15 protein-coding genes, 2 tRNA genes and 2 pseudogenes are annotated in these 22372 nt (G+C 32.0%); 4 read left to right on the forward strand and 15 right to left on the reverse strand.

Annotated features, from left to right (window positions below):
* Window positions 1-321: 321 nt before the first annotated feature.
* The 3 genes and pseudogenes from ispH to elbB form a co-directional block, all read right to left on the reverse strand.
* Window positions 322-1255, reverse strand: a pseudogene (gene ispH, locus GOY12_RS03360) (4-hydroxy-3-methylbut-2-enyl diphosphate reductase).
* Window positions 1256-2669: 1414 nt separating this feature from the next.
* Window positions 2670-3035 carry a hypothetical protein gene (locus tag GOY12_RS03365; protein WP_175818632.1) on the reverse strand — a complete coding sequence of 122 codons (366 nt, stop codon included), beginning with the start codon at window positions 3033-3035 and terminating at the stop codon, window positions 2670-2672.
* A gap of 109 nt (window positions 3036-3144) precedes the next feature.
* On the reverse strand, window positions 3145-3840 hold the full coding sequence (elbB, locus tag GOY12_RS03370) for an isoprenoid biosynthesis glyoxalase ElbB (RefSeq protein ID WP_175818724.1): 696 nt from the start codon (window positions 3838-3840) through the stop codon (window positions 3145-3147).
* Window positions 3841-4488: 648 nt separating this feature from the next.
* Between elbB and GOY12_RS03375 the strand changes: the two genes are divergently transcribed.
* Window positions 4489-4665, forward strand: coding sequence for a hypothetical protein (locus GOY12_RS03375; protein ID WP_175818633.1), 177 nt, complete (start codon window positions 4489-4491; stop codon window positions 4663-4665).
* A gap of 128 nt (window positions 4666-4793) precedes the next feature.
* Here the strand turns inward: GOY12_RS03375 and ffh are convergent, their stop codons facing one another.
* The 7 genes from ffh to rseP form a co-directional block, all read right to left on the reverse strand.
* A complete protein-coding gene (gene ffh / locus GOY12_RS03380; protein ID WP_175818634.1) occupies window positions 4794-6137 on the reverse strand; it encodes a signal recognition particle protein in 1344 nt (447 codons plus the stop codon).
* Window positions 6122-7669, reverse strand: a complete 1548-nt coding sequence (locus GOY12_RS03385) for a proton-conducting transporter transmembrane domain-containing protein (protein ID WP_175818635.1) — start codon at window positions 7667-7669, stop codon at window positions 6122-6124. Before GOY12_RS03385 ends, ffh begins: the two co-directional genes overlap by 16 nt.
* Before the next feature lie 1007 nt (window positions 7670-8676).
* Complete coding sequence (locus tag GOY12_RS03390; protein WP_175818636.1) at window positions 8677-11568, reverse strand: FAD-dependent oxidoreductase; 2892 nt, start codon at window positions 11566-11568, stop codon at window positions 8677-8679.
* Between the two features lie 45 nt (window positions 11569-11613).
* Window positions 11614-12054: a 3-hydroxyacyl-ACP dehydratase FabZ gene (gene fabZ, locus GOY12_RS03395; RefSeq protein ID WP_175818637.1), complete on the reverse strand. Its 441-nt coding sequence runs from the start codon at window positions 12052-12054 to the stop codon at window positions 11614-11616.
* Between the two features lie 20 nt (window positions 12055-12074).
* The gene (locus tag GOY12_RS03400; RefSeq protein ID WP_175818638.1) at window positions 12075-12635 is read right to left on the reverse strand and encodes an OmpH/Skp family outer membrane protein; all 561 of its coding nucleotides are present in this window, start codon (window positions 12633-12635) and stop codon (window positions 12075-12077) included.
* A complete protein-coding gene (gene bamA, locus GOY12_RS03405) occupies window positions 12636-14978 on the reverse strand; it encodes an outer membrane protein assembly factor BamA (RefSeq protein WP_175818639.1) in 2343 nt (780 codons plus the stop codon).
* A gap of 7 nt (window positions 14979-14985) precedes the next feature.
* The gene (gene rseP / locus GOY12_RS03410) at window positions 14986-16110 is read right to left on the reverse strand and encodes an RIP metalloprotease RseP (RefSeq protein WP_175818640.1); all 1125 of its coding nucleotides are present in this window, start codon (window positions 16108-16110) and stop codon (window positions 14986-14988) included.
* A gap of 98 nt (window positions 16111-16208) precedes the next feature.
* On the opposite strand from rseP, the gene GOY12_RS03415 reads away from it, so the two are divergent.
* On the forward strand, window positions 16209-16481 hold the full coding sequence (locus tag GOY12_RS03415) for a succinate dehydrogenase assembly factor 2 (protein WP_175818641.1): 273 nt from the start codon (window positions 16209-16211) through the stop codon (window positions 16479-16481).
* A gap of 457 nt (window positions 16482-16938) precedes the next feature.
* On the opposite strand, the gene GOY12_RS03740 is transcribed toward GOY12_RS03415, so the two are convergent.
* The 3 genes from GOY12_RS03740 to GOY12_RS03430 form a co-directional block, all read right to left on the reverse strand.
* Window positions 16939-17070 (reverse strand): HU family DNA-binding protein, encoded by a 132-nt coding sequence (locus tag GOY12_RS03740; RefSeq protein ID WP_246214379.1) that lies wholly within the window; start codon window positions 17068-17070, stop codon window positions 16939-16941.
* Window positions 17071-17133: 63 nt separating this feature from the next.
* A complete protein-coding gene (locus GOY12_RS03425) occupies window positions 17134-18786 on the reverse strand; it encodes a 30S ribosomal protein S1 (RefSeq protein ID WP_175818642.1) in 1653 nt (550 codons plus the stop codon).
* A gap of 168 nt (window positions 18787-18954) precedes the next feature.
* A tRNA-Ala gene (locus GOY12_RS03430) sits at window positions 18955-19027 on the reverse strand.
* 167 nt (window positions 19028-19194) lie between these two features.
* Here GOY12_RS03430 and GOY12_RS03435 point away from each other — a divergent pair.
* Window positions 19195-19267: transfer RNA gene (locus GOY12_RS03435), tRNA-Lys, on the forward strand.
* Window positions 19268-19873: 606 nt separating this feature from the next.
* Here GOY12_RS03435 and GOY12_RS03795 read toward each other — a convergent pair.
* Window positions 19874-20304 (reverse strand): annotated as a pseudogene (locus GOY12_RS03795) (recombinase RecA family protein); the annotation flags it as partial.
* A gap of 140 nt (window positions 20305-20444) precedes the next feature.
* Here GOY12_RS03795 and truA point away from each other — a divergent pair.
* Window positions 20445-21182, forward strand: a complete 738-nt coding sequence (gene truA, locus GOY12_RS03445; protein WP_175818643.1) for a tRNA pseudouridine(38-40) synthase TruA — start codon at window positions 20445-20447, stop codon at window positions 21180-21182.
* A 4-nt stretch (window positions 21183-21186) separates the two neighbouring features.
* On the opposite strand, the gene dnaN is transcribed toward truA, so the two are convergent.
* On the reverse strand, window positions 21187-22296 hold the full coding sequence (dnaN, locus tag GOY12_RS03450) for a DNA polymerase III subunit beta (RefSeq protein WP_175818644.1): 1110 nt from the start codon (window positions 22294-22296) through the stop codon (window positions 21187-21189).
* Window positions 22297-22372 lie beyond the last annotated feature (76 nt).

Raw genomic sequence — 22372 nt, forward strand, 5'->3', positions numbered from 1 at the left:
ATTCTGTTCCTCAGTAGCTAATTTGTGTTATAGCGGCAAATTTTACTCACTAACAGTAGAGATATTTAGAAAACTTAAAACCTATCTACAGTCTTTTCCATAAAAGAATTAACCTCAACAAAAAAATATATTTACAAGTAGTGTGAAGATGCATACTTAATTTCATCTTGCATGCAGTACACTTTTCTAAGTCTTTTTTATAAATGAAATTTCATGCCTAGATTTCAGACACCTAACTTTTTCTCTTCAGCCAAGAGCTCTGACTGTCAATAATTCTTACATTTATCTTAGTAATCAGAGTTTAGTTAAATAAGATATACTTCATACTAAATCTAATATTTTAAACCTAACATTTTCAGTAATACCACCTGGCATAACTGAAACCTTCACACCCTTGTTTATTCTCAAGTAGTTTATTAATTCATCAACTAATATATTAGGAGCAGAACCACCTGCAGTAATCCCTAACTTTTCTATGCCCTGTAACCAACTCCTATTCACATAGTTATAGTTATCAATTAAATAAGCCCTTCTTCCTCTTGCAGTACACAGATCTAATAAGCGGTTTGAGTTCGCACTATTTTTGCTTCCTACAATTAATACTATGTCTACAAACTCAGCTAGTTTTTTTGATAGCACTCTGCCTATTTTGTGTTGCATAGCATATATCTTTTAAATTAGGACCTATAATGTTTGGAAATCTAAGCTTTAGGGCAGTAATAATTTTGCCAGTATCATCAACGCTTAGAGTGGTTTGTGTGATATAAGATAAATTATCTGGATCTTTAACTTTTAAATCGTATACATCTTCTACAGTTTGTACTAAAGCAATAGGATTATCTACTCTTCCTCTAATTCCCTTAACCTCTGGATGAGTTTCATTCCCAATTAGAATTAATTCTTTACCATTATCCTCATATCCTTTTGCTTCTTTATGCACTTTGCTAACTAGAGGACATGTTGCATCAACCACTTGGATACCCTTCCTTTTTACTTCCTCTTCTATATTTTTTGACACTCCATCTGCACTAAAAACTAATATCCCACCATTATCTTTAATATCCTTAATACTGCTTACAAAAATCATTCCTTGTCTTTTAAAATCCTCTACCACATATGTTATTGTGAACAATCTCATGTAGTACATAAACTCGACGATTACCTTTGTATTTTTCTAAAGCAATAGCCCCAACATAGCCATTGCTCTTTTGACTCCCGCACAAAGCCCGCGTGGTTCAGTTAAAATAATTTCCATTTTTTCCAAATTAGATTGGTATACAAGCATTACTCAAAAATAATGCTCAGCCCATTATGTCTTATAGTACTATTATTTTATATAATAGTCATTTTCATATATTTTCTTTAATACTTAATCAGCTGGGTGTCACAGGAAGCTTAAAAAAGCATACTAAAAATACAGACAGCCTAACATTTCGATAAAAATGGAGCAGTAAATATACTAATAATATTCATTGCATATAAGTTCAATAAAAGTAAGAAATCCAGAGAGTATAACAGTACAACTGTATTCTATCTTAGATGGATATATAAAGGTTTATATAAAATGCTTACTTCAAAGAATTATCTGAATAAAAGAAAACTTAACCTTAAAGAAGCTATTGACAATAAAAAACACAGGTGTGTAAGGAATAGTTTTATGTGAAAACATAATTCTCATAGCAATTTGTTTTCACACGTGCTCAGCTGTACTTATATAGATGGAGGAAGCATTACCAGAATTGAAGTGTATATAAATAAAGCTAGATCACAACGCTATGTTACTCTGATACCACTAGGCAATCATGTTTAGCCATCTTTAGATCTACAAGTACAAAGTATAAGCACATGAGAAATTAGCTAAAACTATAAACAGGCATCAAGCTCCCAGTAGAGTAAGAATTGTTTTAAATGGGAAAACATAAGATTATTTCGATAGTTAGAGTCCATGTAGTTTTAACCCTAATCTACAGAATAAAGCAAAAGATGCATAAAAGTTTAACCACACTAGTCTATAAGGTACACGTCATGTAGACTATATACTAAAACTCTTTATAACAGAGCTGCAGCATTTGATGCATACGTTATAAAAATTAGTGATTTCACAATATATCAAAGTCAATACCTATTAGAGAATATATAATCCACGATCTTTATAAGCTTACCCCCCACCAACATTAGTGCAGCAAAAAATCGCTGTCAAATTAGGTATTAACAAATAAATAGAACACCTTAAAGATGCGAAGTTATTTTCACTTTTAAAAATAGAAATGCCAGAAAATTTATACCAACACCCTAACCAAATAGAGTGAAAGCATTTTAATAACATTATCTTATAGTTAGAATAGCTGTAACTCTCATACACATTATATAAACTGCAGCAAAATTAGGCAACAGTAGAACATTCCACAACATAACTTCAATATTTAATAAAGAAAGCATTAGAGAACAGATTATTACAAGAAGCCCTCTAGGGGAGATAAAAAAACTACTATACACAGCAGTAAGCTGAATCAAATATGATAAAAACATGAATATAGCACCGTTTATAGGAAAACTATACGCTTAACTAGATATATATTACCGATAACCTCAGAGTATCATTATATCGAAGAGTGATTGCTGCACTCAGCTAAAAATGGTTATAAATAAAATATCACTTATACTAAGTGCTATACTTGAGGTGTAAATTGTATTTTCTTTATCAAAAACTTAAGTCTATAATTTTGTTTATCTTTATTGATACAAAGAAACCCATCTTCTGTTACTTTACAGTTCTCAGCGGCAATATCTAAATTGATTTTTTCACCACTTTCATTCATACTAAAACGAACCCTTGGCTCAGAAAAATCAACCACATCAACCCCAACTTTCTTTATTACCTTCCCATCTAGAGAAATCAAATCAAACTCCCAAATATTATTTAGATCAATGTTCCCTATATAATAATTACACTTACCATCTGCGCAGTATGAACTTTCAACTACATAACCTTCACTAGGAAAGTCAATGAAAAAACCCCACAAATCATCTGACATATATAGAGTACCTTTACACCTACTATCAAAAAGCTAAGTATACTTAAAAGTATACTTAGCTATAATATACCTCAAAACGTAAAGTCCAACAATTAGTTATGCAAGACAATTACTTAATTCCTCTTGTTAACTTTTTTACCATACTATCAATCATATGCTTTATTCCTTGATATACAGAATACACTCCTTCATCGCTACGTATGTAAGCAGAACAGGAAAACACATTATACTTTTCATCTTCTATTGATAACTCTGTATCACACTTTATATGCTCACCACCTAACTTTTCTATCAACTTTTCTCTATCATCTCCTATTGTCACCTTAATTCTATCCTTTCCTTTACCAATTTTACCACTTAGAATAAAAGCAACTATTGCTGGAGATATACATATTGCCCCTATTGGTTTTTTTGCAATAAAAAATTCAGAGACTAACCTTTCAAACTCAGGTAGTACTGTTACTATATCTTTGTTCTCAGCTAAGTCAGATAAATTCTTAGCAACCCCATATCCACCTGGTATAACTAACATATCAAAGTCTTTAACTTTTGCTTCTTTAAGGTCACATATCTCACCTCTCGCGATTCTTGCTGCTTCTATAAGTACATTCCTTTTTTCTTTCACTGCTTCCTTTGCTCTATGGTTCATGACCTGTGCAACATCGATATCAGGAGCAAAACATTTAACTTCAACTTCTTGCTGATCAAGAACCAGCAAACTTAAGACTCCTTCTCTTACCTCAGTGCCGTCAAGGTGACCACACCCTGATAAAACTACAGCAGCTTTTAATTTTTTCTCACCCATAGAATACCTTATTTTCATATAATCTAGGTATTGTAATACAAATTCTATATTTGGGAAGAATTAATTACTTATATTAACTATATTATAATTAATAATCAATTATGAATAAAATGCAGCACCTAGCTCAAGATTTAGCCTTAACTAAAGCGGAAGAATATACTTAATTCATTAAGTAATAATAAGAGCAGGAGGTAGTTGTTAAAAAACAATATTAAAAAATTAATAGAAGTAAAAAATTCAAAAGATTAGCTAAATAAGTCAGTAAAGATCGGGTAACAATGAAAAAAAACTGTAATTTTAAACAATCGATCGTTAATCCAAAGAAAATTATAATGGAACACAGTATTTAGTAACCGGTTTAATCATAGTAGCTATAGAACTTTATAGGAGAGCCACATATAAACACAGAGATGAAATAAAAAAAAGAGACAATTGGTACAGGAAGAAAATTAATGTTTTTAAAAAATTGATAAAATTCTTAAAACTTGAATCTTAAAAAGAAAGAATAACTTTGATAAATTAAATCAGGAATTATCTAAATTTACTAGAGATAATTATGTATTAGGAAAAGAGAAAAACCAAAAGCCATCAGAAGCATGTTTCACAATGAAAAGCAACGGTAATTATAAAGGGGGGGAGTAACAAAGAATGAAATTACCCAAAGCTTTTCCAAAAAAAGAATATGGAAAGGCTTATAGAAAAGTGCATTATACTAATGGAAAAGATATAGAAACACTTAAGGAAGCCCGTGGACAAATTTCAACTGCAATTCGGTCATTAGTAAAAATGAGAAAAAAGCAGAAAAAAAGGCCAACAAAAAAGTGAAGTGCATTCCAGATTCTCAAGTAGGCGATCCAAGTTTTCAAGAAATTAATAGGTAAGGAAAGGTAATCAGCCTCAAATAATTTGCCATAGCATAGTACTAATACAATTTTTCTCTAAAAGAAGCCGCTTTACTTCCTACTTAACATATCCATTAAATCAGATTCTTTAAGTCTGCTGTGACCAACTTTACCAAATTTATTAACCATTGCGTTCATTTGATCATACTGTTTAATTAAAAGATTAATATCTGATACTCTCGTTCCAGAACCTTTAGCAATTCTAAGCCTTCTCCTACCATTTAAAATATCCGGATCTAGCTTTTCTTTTTTAGTCATTGAATTTATGATAGCTATATATTTTTTTACTTTATCATCATCTGGCACTCCACTACTTAGCTTTTTTGCGAACGAGCTTGGGATGAATCTTATTATATTGCTGATACTATCCATTTTTTTTAGGGTTTTTAGCATCCTTACCAGGTCATTTAAATCAAATTTACCTTTTCTTATTTTCTCTTGCAATTTATCAATTTCTTCCTGACCAACTATCTCAGCAGCTCTTTCAACTAATGAGATAACGTCACCCATGCCGAGTATTCTTTTTGCTATTCTATCAGGATAAAAGTCGTCAAGGTCGCTTAATCTTTCACCACAAGCAATGAACTTAATTGGACAATTAGTTGTCATTTTCATAGAAAGGGCAGCACCGCCACGTGCATCACCGTCAACACGGGTAAGAACAATACCAGTTACACCTATTATTTCATTAAATGATTTGACAATGTCTACTGCACTTTGGCCAATCATTGCATCAGCTACTAAAATAATTTCTGCAGGTGAAGTCATTTTCTTTATAGCTTTCAACTCATTCATCATATCATTGTTGATGTGAAGCCTACCTGCAGTGTCTAGTATTAACACATCATAATTGCCACTTTTTGCTACTGACAATGCTCTTTTTGTAATTGTAATAGGCTCCTCACCTGTAACTATAGGTAAAGTTTGTATACCTATTTGTTTTCCTAGTACTTCGAGCTGTTTTTGAGCAGCAGGCCTATAAATATCCAATGAGGTAAGCATTATTTTTTTCTTCTGTCTCTTTAGCTTTAAAGCAAGCTTTCCTGAGGTAGTTGTTTTACCCACACCCTGTAAACCTATCATCATAATCACAGTAGGAAGCTTAACTGTTAGATTTAACTCACTTTTTTTTGATCCAAGAATCGTAACCAAGTTATCCTGCACAATTTTAATTATCATTTGTACTGGAGAAATACTTTTTATAACTTTCTCCCCTACTACCTTATCTTTAACGTCATTGATAAATTTTTTTATAACTTCTAGGGAAACGTCAGCTTCAATTAGGGCTATGCGTATTTCACGCATAGCAAGATTGAAATCATCCTCAGAAATGATCGATTTTCCTTTAAGTCTATTAAATACAGAATTTAAACTTTCAGTTAATGATTTAAACATAACAACACTAGTAGAATACTCATTAAAAAAAGAGAAGAAGCTGAAACAAAACTCACTGAGTTATAACTTAGCACTTCCTTGAGTTTAACAGCACTATTAAAGCATAAACCAATAAGTGAATCAGTCAAGTTTTGCAGTGTACCAGCAGATATTTTTCTCACTCTAAAAACTAATTTATTAAGTAATAAAGCAATATAGGGTATGAGAGCTCTAAAAGTCCAATCGATATCCATTTTAAAACTTATTCTTGGCAAAAAGAACTTGCGTAAAGGAATAAACAACAAAGTAGTACATAGTAGTAAATTAAATTGTGACCAGATATTTTCAGCATTGTACACAAAATTAAAGATTAAAGATTGATTGTAAATAGGTAAATAAGGGTTACCAATTATTACACATATAGATGCCAAAAAAATCATTACTATTTTACTATCCTTTTCCTTAGAAAGAGTCAACTTACTTTTAGTAATAAATACATAATAGAGAAACTTAAGTCCCACACTTAAATAAATTAATAAGTTAAGAACTTTATATAAGTTCTTATATAATCTTAAATTAACACCATTCATTTCAATTTCAGCTACAATGCATAACTTACTGATAAACCCAGCAGTTCCAGGAAATCCAGCCATTGTAAGTACTGCAATTAAAGCACATATACCTTCAGCTGATACGAGTTTACTCAATCCACTAAAACTAATCATTTTTGTTTGTGAAATAATCGCATTAGCAATTACAAACAGTAATGATTGGTAACTAAGAGAGAAAATTATATGTAGTATTAAAACTGGTACTGCTTTTTCCGAAGAGCTAAGCAAGCTTCCTGCAATGATAAGTAAACCCATCTGCCCTATGATGTTATAGCATAAAAATCTGCGAATATTTTGCTCAAGAGAAGCAAATATTATGCTATAAATTACAGTTATAGAGCCAAAAAAAGCTAAAGTTTTAGTATATACGGTATAACTGTGTAAAAGTATAGCTAAAAAAGAAACTTTAGTGGCAAATAAAGAAAGATATGTAGTGCCATGTAACGATGCAGCAGGGTATGCATCAACAACCCAAAACGAGAAAGGAAAACAAGCACAATTTATTAGTAAACCTACGATTACTAAATTAGAGTTTTGAGTTGCCAACCCTGCTGTTAATATAACCCCAGCAAAAAAGTGTATACAAGCATATCTTACTGCAGGCCCATTGTCTTTGCTGCCAGCGATCATAAAAGATGCACTAACAGCCATCAATTCATAGAATATTATAACCAATATTATCTGCTTAGATAATATTGCACACAATGAACTAACGGTATAAGCAAGAGAAGACAACATCTCCGAAAATCTCAGGTTTCTTGCTGGTAGAACAATTAGAAATGCAGTCAACAAAAAAGATATTAATATAACGCGAAAAGACAAATCAAAATTTAGAACTGGATACAACCAGTTTAATGTCATACCCAAGCTTTCAGGTAACATTAGTACTATGATCACTAACACAGCTAGCAGAAGCAATAGTGAAAATTTATAAAACTGCATGATAACTTAAGCTAAGATAGCTCATTCTATCTAAATGAATAGATAAAAATCAATCTTTATGCAATTACCTTTTAACTACTAGTTAAACTAATCACCATATAATTCATCAGTGTACAAAAAAATCGGTCAGATTAGCTCTAATCTGACCGATAGCTCTAATAGTGAGGTAAGCTTCACTATAACATGTTCATTCTATAGTACTACATCCGTACACAATTTATTTTAAATTTATACACAAGCATTAGTAAATTATTTACTTCTTAAAAACAAAGTTTAGCATTGCTTTTTTTATAGCAGTACAAAGTTAACTGTTCTCTCAGCTTTACGCTATCATATTAAAATGGTTATTGTAATACAAAGTTACTAATAATATATATATAGAATAATAGGTAAAGTACTGAGAAAATAGCAGTATAACAATTGTAATCTCACACTAGCTAGAGTGAAGAAAACTCTAAAAAGGGAGTTGAGTAACAGAAATTAAACTATAAGATCTTCTGAAAACTGTACAGTATATGTTAACATTCCTTTGTGTTACATTCTAAGGAATTGCACAGAATGTTGTTACGTTTCCTTATATTTTACCTTCAGCCATAATAACTATGGTAACAAAATTACATTTATCTAGCATACTTAAATACCCTATCGTGTAAATACTTTTTACCATAGTATTCCCTAAAACACTGTTTACACAGTCTGCACTATCAACACCAAAAAGCTTTTTACATATTCCTAGATCTTTAACTGCACAGTGTTACATAAGCTTAAATTTATCACCGCCATCTTCACAAAAAGAAAATTTCCTTTTTTATTCACTACTACAGTTATAAGTCTATTACTTCTTTATCTTTTACTCAAAACTTACTACTACCTTTGCTTATGAAATATTATTCCTTTGAAAGGATAAGTAGTAAACAATATATTATAAAACTACCTAATAAAAAGAGTCACTATAATATTAATTATATTAATATTATACATTATAGAATAACTAATGTAAAATAGATCTAATAAACTTCAGTAGGACACCCAGTTGGACCCATAAGAACTATCTGCTCACCTTCTTTAAGGAATTTACATAAATTAGTAGAACCACCGGTTTCAAGCACAATCGTAGAAATAATTCCTTTTTTTCTATCTACTTCGGCGCCAGTTACAGCTATACTTTCCATAGCAAGGTCAGCCTTTTTACTATTGGTCTCAAAGTTTTGTAACTTAAAGAATTGTCCAGGCTGAAAATTTTTTGCAGCAAGAGGTGCTTTAATCATTATCTCTACCACCCTATCAGTTAAATACTGAATTTTTATGACCCTTGCAGTAAATTGCTCTCTAATCTTATTAAAAAACTCTTCACGATATCGGTCTCCAAATCTTTCTTGAATCCCAGTACCAGCTACTTGAATAATACTACGCTCGGTAGGAGTTCCCCCTATATTACAACATCCATGCAATTGTGTACTTAACGCTGAAACCTGCATTGGAGCAACATCAACTCCACTCAAAAGCTGAGAAATGATAGGATAGCCGTTTTTAACACTTGCCATGGCTTTTACAACACTGCCTCTATACGAAGGGTGAAGATCACCAAAGAAACTAATCGTTCTACCACCTTGTTTATACACTAATATTCTATCCTTATCTTGCATCTTAGGAGAAAATATCTGACTTACTTCTTTCCCTAATGAGTTTAGGTGAGTAAAATACCCATTACTTAATTTAAATTTTTTTTCATCCTCTGTTGCAACAATTATATTTGGTTCAGTACCTACTGCTATAAAGACAGAGCGCGCTTTTATATGTTTTACTTCTCCAGATTTCGTATTTTTTAGTTTTATCGACTCAGCATGGTTATATTTATCCGTTACAATTTCAACTGGCTCCAGATTCTCAATAAAGTAAACTCCTTCCAATAATGCATTTCGTACCTCCTCACTATTCAGTCGATAACTTGGTGAATCTTCCAGATGTTTTCTATATATAACTTTCACTCCCCCAAAGCTCTGTATTAACTCCAATATTTTTGCTTCCCTATTCTCTTTTTTTGCTAACTCTTGTTCTTCTCGAATCAGTTGTGCATGTGATATGAACTCATCTGCAATTTCATATTCCTCTTCCGTCCAATCTTTTTCAATGTAGTTTTTTCCATATCTAGCAACTAACGTTTCATAGCGAAGAAGAAATTTTTCTATTTGAACCGGATAATATGATAAAGCTTCAGTGGCAGTATCAATTGCAGTGAGTCCTGCACCTATAACAACTATTGGCATACGAACTTGTAGATTTGCTACGGAACCAAATTTAAGAGCACCAGTAAGCTGTAATGACATCAGAAAATCTGATGCCATACGCACTCCGCGAGCTAACACATTTTTTACTTTGATCATTTTTGGCTTGCCAGAGCCAAGAGCTAGGGCAATGTGATTAAACCCTAAATTGAATGCATCACTAACAGTTACTGTACCACCAAAGCGAATACCTCCATAAAGAGCAAAATTCTTACGTCTTTCCAGCAATAATCTGATAACCTTCAAGTAATTCTTATCCCATCTGGAAGTAATGCCATATTCTGCTACTCCACCGAACCCACTGGCAGAACGCTCACTTAACTTTTCATGTTTAAAATCTTTAATTGGCTGAAAACTGTCCATCAAAGGTTCGATCTTCAATCCATCGATAGCAATAACGTTATGCCCATCATTTAATAAATGATAAGCTAAACTAAATCCTGCAGGGCCAAGACCTACAACTAGAATATTTTTGCCAGTGTCTTCTTTCGGTAGTGGCCGCTGAAAATTTAAGGGATTCCAACGACTAAGTAGAGAATATATTTCAAAGCCGAATGTTAAACTAAGCACATCATCCAAAATTTTTGTTTCAATCATTGGCACGTTCACAGGCTCTTGTTTTTGATATATACAAGAATTTGTACAGTCATTGCATATTCTGTATCCAGTAGCTGCACATAGTGGATTGTCTATCATTATAATTGCAAGACTAGCTATACTGTACCCTCCACTTTTTACCAGATTCATCTCCGATATTTTCTGCTCTAGTGGACAGCCATGAAGTTCAACTTTAAGTGGAGAAATTTTGAAGGTCATATCATCATCCATTAACCCTTTCGAACAGCTATCCTTATCCTGTTTATGACAAAGTATGCAATAGTGAGCGTTATCTAATCCTTCATCCAAACTTACTTTTTCACTTGTTAAATCAAAACCATATCGTCTTTTTATTTCTTTTGAATATATCACCTCAACTTCTTCTACTTTTTTCCTAGAGAATGACACGAGATTTCTGTAGTCAACTCTTCTATGAACACTAAAGAGTATACTCTGTTTACTCTTTACTCTCCATGCTGCATACTGAGCTGCAAGCTCTATTTCTTCTTCATGACTTCCTCTATCCTCTAACCAGTGCATCACCTGCTCAGCAAAGTTTTTTTCTGTTACTGGTAAAGTAAAAAAATGATTTAGTCTACTAGTAACACAATCGATGTCAATATTTGCTATATCAGCATACTTCTTCAATGCATAGCGCTGAACAAATAATCTTTTACATTTATATATTACAGCAAAGTCATCATGTTTTCTTTTTAGCTCTTCTACTTCTCTCTCAATACTAAAAAGCTTTGTGATAAACTCATCAAGCAAATATGAAAGGTCTATAATCAATTGACTACCCGTCACTTGAATAGTTGATACTGGTTGTTCCCTAGATCTTAGGGTCAAGCATTGAGATAACGCCAAAGAAGCAGATATTTTTTTTCTCGCTTCAATCAACGAACAAAATAAATTTTCATTGCATAATTTAATGTAATCCAAAAATACTTCATCTAATTTTATTAATCCATCGCGAGTATATAGATCTGAAAACGAGATGTTAAAATTTAGCTGCATTATCATATCATACAATGCATACACTACTTCTTAAAGACGGAAATTCTATATATTTTTCAACATAGCTAAAATTATTGCTTCAGTAACCTTTTCTTCACCAACATATGCAATACACTCAAATTTACATGCACTTAAACGTACATTTTTAATATTAGCTTGAAGAATCAATGTATCTCCTGGAGTAACTGGCTTTCTGAATTTTGCACTTTCAATAGACATAAAGTAAACAACCTTATTTCCTGTGATGCTTTGACTTTCTTTAGCTAGAACACATACTGCAGATGCCTGAGCTAGAGACTCAACTATTAAGACTCCTGGCATCATTGGGCGACTGGGAAAGTGACCAACAAAAAATGGTTCATTGAAAGTTACGTTCTTGATCGCTTTGATATTTTTACCAGGATTACACTCTACCACCCTATCTACTAAGAGAAATGGATGAGAATGTGGCAGTATTTTTATAATATCACTGATATTAAGCTGCATGTCACCCCCTAAAAGCAAATCTAGTTAATATCTTTTAAAGTACACTCACATACTTCCTTGTTTATACTTCTTAACAAGATATCTGATAAATCAACTTTATCTATAGAGTATAAAATTTGATTTTTCTTTGGAAGAAAAAGTACTAAATCTATGCTATTTTCTTCTGCAGTTTTTCTAGCAACTTCTTTCACCTTATTAAAAATATCCTCTATTGCATCTCTGTAGCTTTCTTCTAAATGTGACATTTTTTTAGCATAATCATCTTTAACACTTACAGCATGCTTATTAAATTGATCCGCTTTTTCTTTCTTTGCTTCCTCCGATAAAAGTTCAAATTCTTCTTTTGAGGATTTAAACTTTTCTAGCTCATTTTCAAACTCTTGCTGAAGTTTAGAGCTTTGCTCTTTTATTTTCTGTTGTATATTTCGCAGAGCAAGAGACTCATTGATAACTTTATCGCTATCAACAATCACAACTTTTGTGTTAAATGCATCTTGAGGTCGCTGTTTTACAGCTTTATAACTCGAAAACACCGAAATAACTAAGGCAATAACTGATATAAGCAACTGTGTATATTTCATTCAAACCCCCGTTTCAATAGAAAACTTGATATTTGATGACGGTGTTATATCATAGGGCTCTTTAACTAAAGGAAAGCCAAAATCTAATCTAAACCTACCACCAAAAGGAGAAGGTGCTGAAAAGCCAAAGCCAGGTGATACTCTCACAAGCTTACTATCATAATAGTCCTTCTCATATCCATATTTCTTACTTTTATCATCTAGACCAAAAAGCGTTGCATAGTCAACAAACAATGACCCTTTAACAATAAAATAATCATATAACTTTAGTAGCGGAAAATCCACTTGCTGTGTTAAGTTGAAATAAGTTTTACCTCCTAAGCTTTCATTTTTATCTTTTGTCCTCGGTCCAATACCAGAAAGGTCAAACCCTCTAATTTCATTACTACCCTTAAAAAAGTGCTGGCTAATATTCAGATTTTTACTAGTATAAGAAAAAATGTGTCCTGCAGCCATCTTAAAGCGTAGTATTGTATCATTATTAATATTACTTAATATAGGATGTACATAAAAAGACAAAAATTCAGACTTGAGGAAATTTACGTTGCCCCCCAGCCCTGAAATATCCTGGCTCAAGCTTAATAAATATCCTTCCCTCGGAGCATAGAGGTTATCCAGCTTACTATATGCTAATGTGTACCCCAGTGATGAAATATGATGCTCACCTTCTCGATCCCACATCATTTTAGAAATATCACTATTTTTTCCGCCCTTATTATCCGTATGTGTATAGCTATACTTATAATAATAACGGAGGAAATTAGTTAAGTTTTCTGTAACTTTATGTGATACTTTTGTAAAAAAGCCCATATTGCAACTATTGAAAGTAGTGTTTAGTCTATCTTGCTTTTCATAAAATATACCTACACCTAGTGTAGTATCGGAGTCATTAAAGTTATTCTCAATTACTTCTAAATCAGTTGAAAATACATATTGGCTTTTCTCAAGGGCAAAAGAAAGCTCTTTCCCGCTACCAAACAAATTACGGTCCTTAAAATCAGCCTTTAAAAATGCTCCGCCAGGAAAAGATACTCCCCCTCCTAAGTATAACAAAGTAGTGTTTTTTTCTCTGACATTTAAGTCAAGATTCACTGCATTATCATTAATTACGTAGCTATCTATTTTTACTTCCTCAAAAAAATCACTACTAATTAATTTTCTATATGACTTCTGAATTTCCAATGTGTTATATGCATCACCTTCTACTATACTAAGCTTACTTCTAATTACTTGATCTAAAGTATGGTCATTACCATCAATTGTAATTTGATTTACATAAATCCTCTTGCCTGGCAGTATTTTATAAGTCACATCTACAATATTATCACGCTGTGTATATTCTGGATTAACCTTTGCAAATATATATCCTCTCTCATTCAAACACTTGTTTATTTTTTCTACTACACTATTAACCTTAACCCTATCAAACACTTTATTATCTTCTCTAGTTATCAGACCCAATATCTCCTCTTTTAGGTTTAAGTCCTGGATTTTAGCTTTAATACTAACTTCATTATTTCCAAATAAGTATTGTTCCCCTTCATCAATCAAAAAAGTTAGAATAACTTGATTATTGTTACCAATTTCAACAATTGGCTGGATGTTATTTTTAATATAGCCATTGGAAGAATAAAAACGATCAAGCAATTCTTCATTAGTCAACAAATACTGCGGTGAATAATGATTTTTACCTTTAAAAAAGGCCCTAAATAATTTATTAAACACATCATCATTTTGCATTTTAACAACTCGCTCTAGCTCACTTTCAGAGAAATTTTTATTGCCTATAAACCTTATATCTCTAATCCTAGATGTCTTACCCTCTTTTATTTTAAAAACTAAACTAACCCTATTACCTTCAAGCTTGCTCAGGTCATATCCAATTCTAGCACCAATTTTACCACTATTTCTATAAGTTGCGGCTAAATTCAATAGATCACTTTGCAGCTTTGTTTCAGCAAAAATGGTGAGAGGTTTTGATTGAATCACGTTATTTAGCAGTTCTTTGCTCTTAAATATCCTATTACCTTTTAATGTTATTTTTTTGATTAGTGGATTTTCCTGAACTTTTATTATTAAGTTTTTTTCATCATCAATATAAGCATTAACACTAGCAAACAGCTTTGTTTTATACAAAACCTTTATAACTGAATCTAAGTTGTCATCGTCTACATAACTACCAGGCTCTAGCTTTATATAAAAGCCTATTACTTGGCTACTGATCCGCTCATTACCAACAAATTTAATATTATTTATTTTAATTTTATTCTCGTTTTCTAAAGCAAAAAGCAGGATAGGAATAGAAATAAAAATTACCATTAGTATGTAAATTAGCCCTTTCATGCTTATCTTAAAAAAGATGTCTTATATCGTTTGAGATTGCAATTGCCATTAGTAAAAATAATATGGTAGCGCCAAAAGTAGCTGCACATTTGTGATACCTAGGGCTTAAATCTTTACGTATAATTACTTCTATAATATAGTTAAACAAATGTCCACCATCCAGTAATGGAATTGGTAGCAAATTAACTGCAGCCAAAGTAGCTGAAAGGACAGCTATAAAATATAAAACCATAATCAACCCTTTTTTAGTTGATTGTACCGAGTACTTTGCAATTTTTATCGGTCCACCTATTTCATTTATACTTCTCTTACCAATGATAATTTGAAAAAGAGTTTTGATTGTTAAATACATAACGTGGTAAGTTTCACTTACCGATAGACTCACAGCTCCAAGAAAAGATGATCGCTTTAACCCTGCTATATTCATTGAAGTAATCCCTATAGTTTTTCTTTTTACTTCATCACCAAAAACATCTTTATCCTCAGTTATTAATGGAGTAAGGACAGTTCTATGCCCCTCGTTGTTCCGACTATATCTGATCTCTACTCTGGCTTCAGGACTTAACATCATCACACGTGAGATATCCTCAAAATGTTTTATTTCATATCCATTAATCTGTGTAATAATATCACCTGGCAACAAACCAGCCTGATCTGCTACACTACCCTCAATTACACTTCCAATCACTGGTGGAGTGCGATAATATCCCGTTACACTAAAAAATACCGTAAAAGCTATAATAGCTAGTACCATATTCGCAAGTGGCCCTGCAGAAACTATTGCTATTTTCTTATATCTTGATTTTGTATGAAGCGAATACAACTTTTCTTCCTCAGTTAGCTTTTGTTGATTAACTTGAACACTTATTGTACTACTGTCCCCTAGCATTTTAACATAACCACCCAATGGGATGGCACTTAGTCTCCACCTAGTCCCAAGATTATCATAGAAACCAAAGATTTCAGGACCAAACCCTATAGAAAAAGACTCAACCCTAACTTTGCACCCTTTAGCAATAATATAGTGCCCATACTCATGTACAAATATTACAACAGAGATAATTAAAGAAAATGACAAAAAATAATATATCCAATCACTAAATTGATGGATAAGACTAGAAATTAACTCCACTTATATCTCACATCTTGAATAAAATATTAAGTATATTAAAAAGTCCTTGCTTGACAAGCGTTTAGTTCAACCTTTAAATTAAAGAAAGTTTAATAATAATGACGCATATCTTCTCATTAAAAAGAAAATTGATGTATAGAAGCTGGCATAGAGGATGCAAAGAAACTGACATACTTTTAGGGCATTTTGCACTAACATACCTTGATAAATTTTCTCTAAATGAGCTAATTGAGTATGAGAAAATAGTTGATCTTGATGACTACGAATTATATTGCTACATAACTCGCAAAGTAGATTTCCCTCCTAATATAAATAGTAAGATAATGAATTCAATTACTTGTTTTATTGAAGCTAACCCTTTATTCATTTAATGATCTTGCTTATCTTATTTAATATTTTAATATTACCTATTCTTTTTTTTATTTTTATGCTTTTCACATTTTTAATTTACTTTATCTAACTTTTTGTTAACTCTAAGACTTCATCTCAAAAATCAAAGCTGTAGCAAGAAATTTAACACACCTAAGCCCTCAGCCAAATTTTTTTTTGAGATTATAGAATTAACTAATTTATCAAAGCTACTAGAAAGATTAAGCAAACGACCCTTCTCTCCATTTTCATAAGACATTTTGTATATCGCGCATAACTATTTTTACTATTCGCATATAATGCGAAAAATTCTCAGCATTAAATTTACCCAATTTTTATCCTATTAATAATAGAAATTCTTACCCATTTATCAAGTCAGACAATTTTTTACTACCACGAAAACAAGCTTTAAAGTACTGATCTTTTGTAAACTTCTGTAGTATTAAATGGTCTGTTTTTTTAATTTCTCCTAATTGAAAAAGAGCCAAATCCTCTAATTTCAATTCTATTATGGCACTTCAATGCACTTGAAAGTACCTCAAAAAAACTATTAACCGTAGCTTCTATAACTACCTTATCAGGAGAGGACATCTCTTTGCCATTTTTGTTATTAGATCAGATTTCGTTGCCATTTACACAAAGCTAAAACTCTAATCACTTAGCGGATAGTATTATATTGTATACTTCAACATCTAATACTTCCACTTCTATTTTCTCTGATATAGAAAACTTTTTATTTTCTGGTAAATGCTTTTGATCTATTAAAAGAGCTAAACCATTTTCAACTTCAACAACTAATCCGCTATCTTCCCTCTTGCTTACAATAGCCTGCATTTTATTACCTACCTTCACTTTCTTTATTAGTTCTATAAGAGGATCATACTCTATTTGCTTTATACCAAGATAAATTCTTGCTCGATCTACATTAGCCCTTATTACTTTTGCTTCTATTATATCACCAACATTATACTTTTTTATTTGATCTAACCCATTCTTAGACCAACTTATATCTTGTGCATAAACTGTCCCTTCTATATTCCCATCTATTTCATAATCATCAAAGGTAACAGATATATACAAGCCAGTATTGTTTTTAATCTTACCAGAAACAATAGAACCAGGAGGATATTTATCAATAAATACTTGCCAAGGGTTATTTACACACCTTTTCATGCTCAAACTCATTCTATTCTTGATCGTATCAATACTGAGAATCTTGACGGACACTTCCTGTCCTCTGGTTACTAAATTACTAACTGGTAAATTATTCTTAATCCAAGTTATCTCTGATGAGTGCACTAAACCTTCAATTCCAGGCTTAAGTTCAACAAATACCCCATAATCTTCTATGCTTGTTACGTGACCTTTATAGACACCATCAATTGGGTATTTTAACTCTATATCATGCCAAGGGTTATCCTCCAGTTGTTTTATACCTAGAGAAACTTTTGCATTTTCTTTATCTATTTTTATAACTTTGACTTTTATACTCTGACCACAAGTAAAAACTGCAGATGGATGGCTCACTCTACTCCAAGAGATATCTGTAATATGCAATAATCCATCTACAACCCCTACTACATCTGATTCATGAATACCAACAAATACACCATAATGAGTAATACTTTTTATTTTTCCTTCTATTATATCACCTTCATTTAGAGATTCTAAAAATTTAATTTTTTCACCAGCATGCAATTTCTCTAATACCAGCTTCCTTGATACTACAATATTACCCTGTTTCCTATCTACTTTAAGTACAATGAACTTTTGCTCAGCATCAATAAGATGCTTAACATCTTTTATTTGTTTCAAATCCACATGGCTCAGCGGTAAAAAAGCACTTATTCCATCACCAAGATCAACAATAAAGCCACACTTAATTGAACGTTTAATAATTCCACTCACCTCAGTTTGCGTAGCCGCATCCTCTTCTAATTTATGCCACTTCTCATCTCTAATCGCTTTTTCACGGCTGAGAGCTACATTACCATGATAGTCTTCAATTCTTTCCACATACACCCTAATTTTAGAACCAACAGCAATCTCATCATTACAACCGAGTTCTTTGATTGGAATCCTACCGTCAGACTTTAAGCCGACATCGACTACTATGTCGTTAGGATTTATTCGTGTAATTATACCTTCTACTATATCTCCTTCTTTAATTTTCTTGATGAAAGAATCTTCAAATAAAATGTTACCTTGATCTTCAAACTGATCTTGATATACCTCTTCTATGAACCTGTTTGACGATAGTCTTTTAATACTAATCGGCAAATTTATAGCTAGATCACTACTACTCATATTTTCTAACTTAAGTTTTATTAAATATAATATATAATATTAACAACCAGTTACAAGTAGTTTTTTTATTAATTCATCAATATACTTCAAAGAATTACCTAAGCTGCATAATAAAATATAGCTATCAAAATAAACCATTATAGTGCTTACAATATAAAATAATACTAATGGAGGCAAGCGGGATTGAACCGCTGACCTTCTGCGTGCAAAACAGATGCTCTACCAGCTGAGCTATGCCCCCACAGTTGCTTATGAGCAATAAACTAACTTAGGCTAAGATATAAGAAGTGCTAAGCCATTGTCAAGAAGCTATATTATAGTATATACATTCCATATGTATAAAAATTTTAGTTTGATCAAAATAGACAAAAGATGTATTGATGTTTGGTATAAATTAAAAAATGAAGTGATCCCGTAGCTCAGCCGGTAGAGCAACTGACTTTTAATCAGTAGGTCGCGCGTTCGACCCGCGCCGGGATCATCAAATATGTTTTATAAGCTTCTTTTATAATGTTCTTAGTATAATAGCATATTTAAATTGCCTACAAATATAGCTTTCCACTTCTAACTGTTTACTTTGAAATTCTCACTTTCTTCCTATAATTTATAATTTTTACCAATTTTCCAAAAAAGTAAGCACCTATTTATAATTTTAAGAAAAGCAAATAAATTCTTGTAACCCTAAAAGGACTAACTTCTTAACATAATTGATTTACTAAATTAGCAATATAACTATACGTTATTTTTCCTATGGAATTAATATTTCTTTAGTCATAGTACAGCGAAGATAATAGTTAAGACAAAAATCATATAATATAAACAGTTACTAGAAATGTAATATATAACAAGTACTAAAATAGAATGTCAAAGCTGAGAAATTAGACAAGAATAGACTTAATATAAATTACAAACTCAATAATCAATTTAGTTACTAAATATATCTGTCAAGGATAAGTTACAAGAATAATAAAGTTTTTAATAAAAAAGGAGCTAATATTAACGATTAAAGAAAGTGATTACTTAGAAACTTTGCTGTAGCTCCCCCATATACTAATCACCAATATCTCCATCAACCTTAGCTCTCGAAGTTAACTGCACTAGAACACATCAAATACTTAACAATATGCAAAGCTTGTTCACTAATATCTGGCTTGAAACCACTAAACCATCAGTGTTCACCTCAAGCTTACAAGTATACATGATATCCAACGCATGCTCTGCATCAATAACAATAAACGCACATAATTCTCCCTTTCTTCTGCAATCACATGCAAAGCAAGAATAGTTTTACAGAACTCTCAGAACTGAATACCTCAATTATCATCCCTTTAGCAACCCTTCAATGCTAAGAGCTAAATTAACGCAATCGACCTTGTGAACATCGTGTCTATTCCTCTACAAGATTTTGCCTAAATTTCATTATTGAATCACTACCAAACGCTTTTTCAATTTAACTTATTACACATTGTCTAATGCTCTTCGTTTATTATTATCTCTTTCCTCTGAGCTGCTTGCCATGAATCATTTATTAATTATATAACCTTCATATTAATCGAATATTAATAACTTGCCAAGGGTTTTCTAACAACAAGAAACATTATCATAAAAAATTAGCTACCAAAAATTACATTAAAATAGAAATCAAACAGGCATTTATAATGCGATATAAAATAATAACAGAATACAATGGCAGTAGCTTCTCTGGTTGGCAGAAACAGCAGCACTCTGCTAACTCAATCCAGGAAACTATAGAAAACGCAATATTTAACTTCAGTGGCGAGAAAACTACTTTATACTGCGGCGGAAGAACTGATGCAGGAGTTCATGCTTTAGGGCAAGTTGCTCATTTTGATATGGAAAGAGAATTTGAATCCCATAAAATAAGGAATGCAATAAATTATTACCTAAAATCGATTCCTGTAGTTATCCTTGATGTAGAAATTGTAGATAATGCATTTCACTCGCGATTTTCAGCAAAAAAAAGACATTATGAGTACAGAATAATTAATCGCTATGCCCCTACAGCTTTAGAAGCTGGTTATGTGTGGCAAGTGTTTAACCCACTCGATGTAGATATCATGCGTAAGGCCGCCAAACACTTACTCGGAAAGCATAATCTTTCAAGCTTCCGTTCAAAAAACTGTCAAGCTAAAAACCCGATAAGAACAATCGATGATATTGAGATAACCCAAAATGGAAACCATATATACATTAAAATATCCGCTATTTCTTTCTTACATAATCAAGTGAGGATTATTGTCGGTACTTTAGTTAAATTCGGGAAAAATAGAACTAATCCACAAGAAATGTTAAATATATTAAATCAACATAAAAGAAAGGCTGCTGGAGTTACTGCACCGCCTTGTGGTTTATACTTGGTAAAAATAGATTACTAGCAGCTTAAATTCTTATTGGCATTACTACATATAATGCATTTGGATCATTTTCATCAGTGATAATTGCAGCACTGTTACTATCAACCAAGGTAAATTTACATTTATCTTTTATACAAGATAAAGCATCAAGCAAATACCGCGAATTAAATCCTATTTCTATAGGGGCTCCATTATAATTTACCTCTATAGATTCAGTTGCATCACTACATTCTTGAGAGTTTGAGTGTAGAGTTAATAGTTTTTTTTTTAATAAGAATCTAATAAATTTTATTTTATCAGACACGACAACGGAAACTCGATCTATGACACTAGCCAATTTACTACTTTCAACAATCATTTGTTTATCTTGAGATATTGGGATAACAGCTTTATAATCTGGAAAAGTTCCATCTATCAATTTCGATATTAGAATATAACTACCACACGTGAATTTGATTTTTCTGTCTGAAAGCTTTATGTTAACTTCAATATAATCATCTAATATTTTTAGCAGCTCCACAACAGTCTTACGTGGAATGATTACACTAAACTCACTACTAACGTTTTCAGGCCTTGGTTTTCTTATACACGATAATCGATGGCCATCAGTTGCAACACAGGACAGAAATTGCTTATCTGTATGCAGATATATTCCATTCAAATTATATCTTGTATCATCTAATGACACTGCAAACTTTGTTTTAGTTAATAGATTTACCAAATCCTCACTTAGTAGAGTAAAATCATGCTCATAATTGCCTTCTTCAAGAATAGGAAAATTATTTGAAATTATATTCGGTAAAAAAAAATTCGCATTTCCACAAGATATTAATAACTTCCCCTGACTATTCATTTCAAAATGAACATCTAAATCAGATGGTAGCTTTTTTACTATACTGTGTAAAGTATGTGCTGAAATTTTTACTTCCCCTTTCACTAACACATCCGCAGCAAGTGAGGCAAATATTGAAATATCAAGATCAGTGGCCTTCAACTTTATGCTGCTATGTTGTGCTTCGATATTTACACATGCTAAAACATCTATCGTATTGCGTCTTTCAACCACTCCACTTATTCTAGATAGCGTATTCAGAAGGTTTGCGCGGCCTACGCTAAAACAGATTTGCCCACACATAGAATTTTGTTCTTTGATTTTTATATATACCTATAATCTCTGCCATATTAGCACTTTAAAATATATTCTAAATGAT

The sequence above is a fragment of the Wolbachia endosymbiont of Dirofilaria (Dirofilaria) immitis genome (genome assembly GCF_013365455.1).
Classification (GTDB): domain Bacteria; phylum Pseudomonadota; class Alphaproteobacteria; order Rickettsiales; family Anaplasmataceae; genus Wolbachia.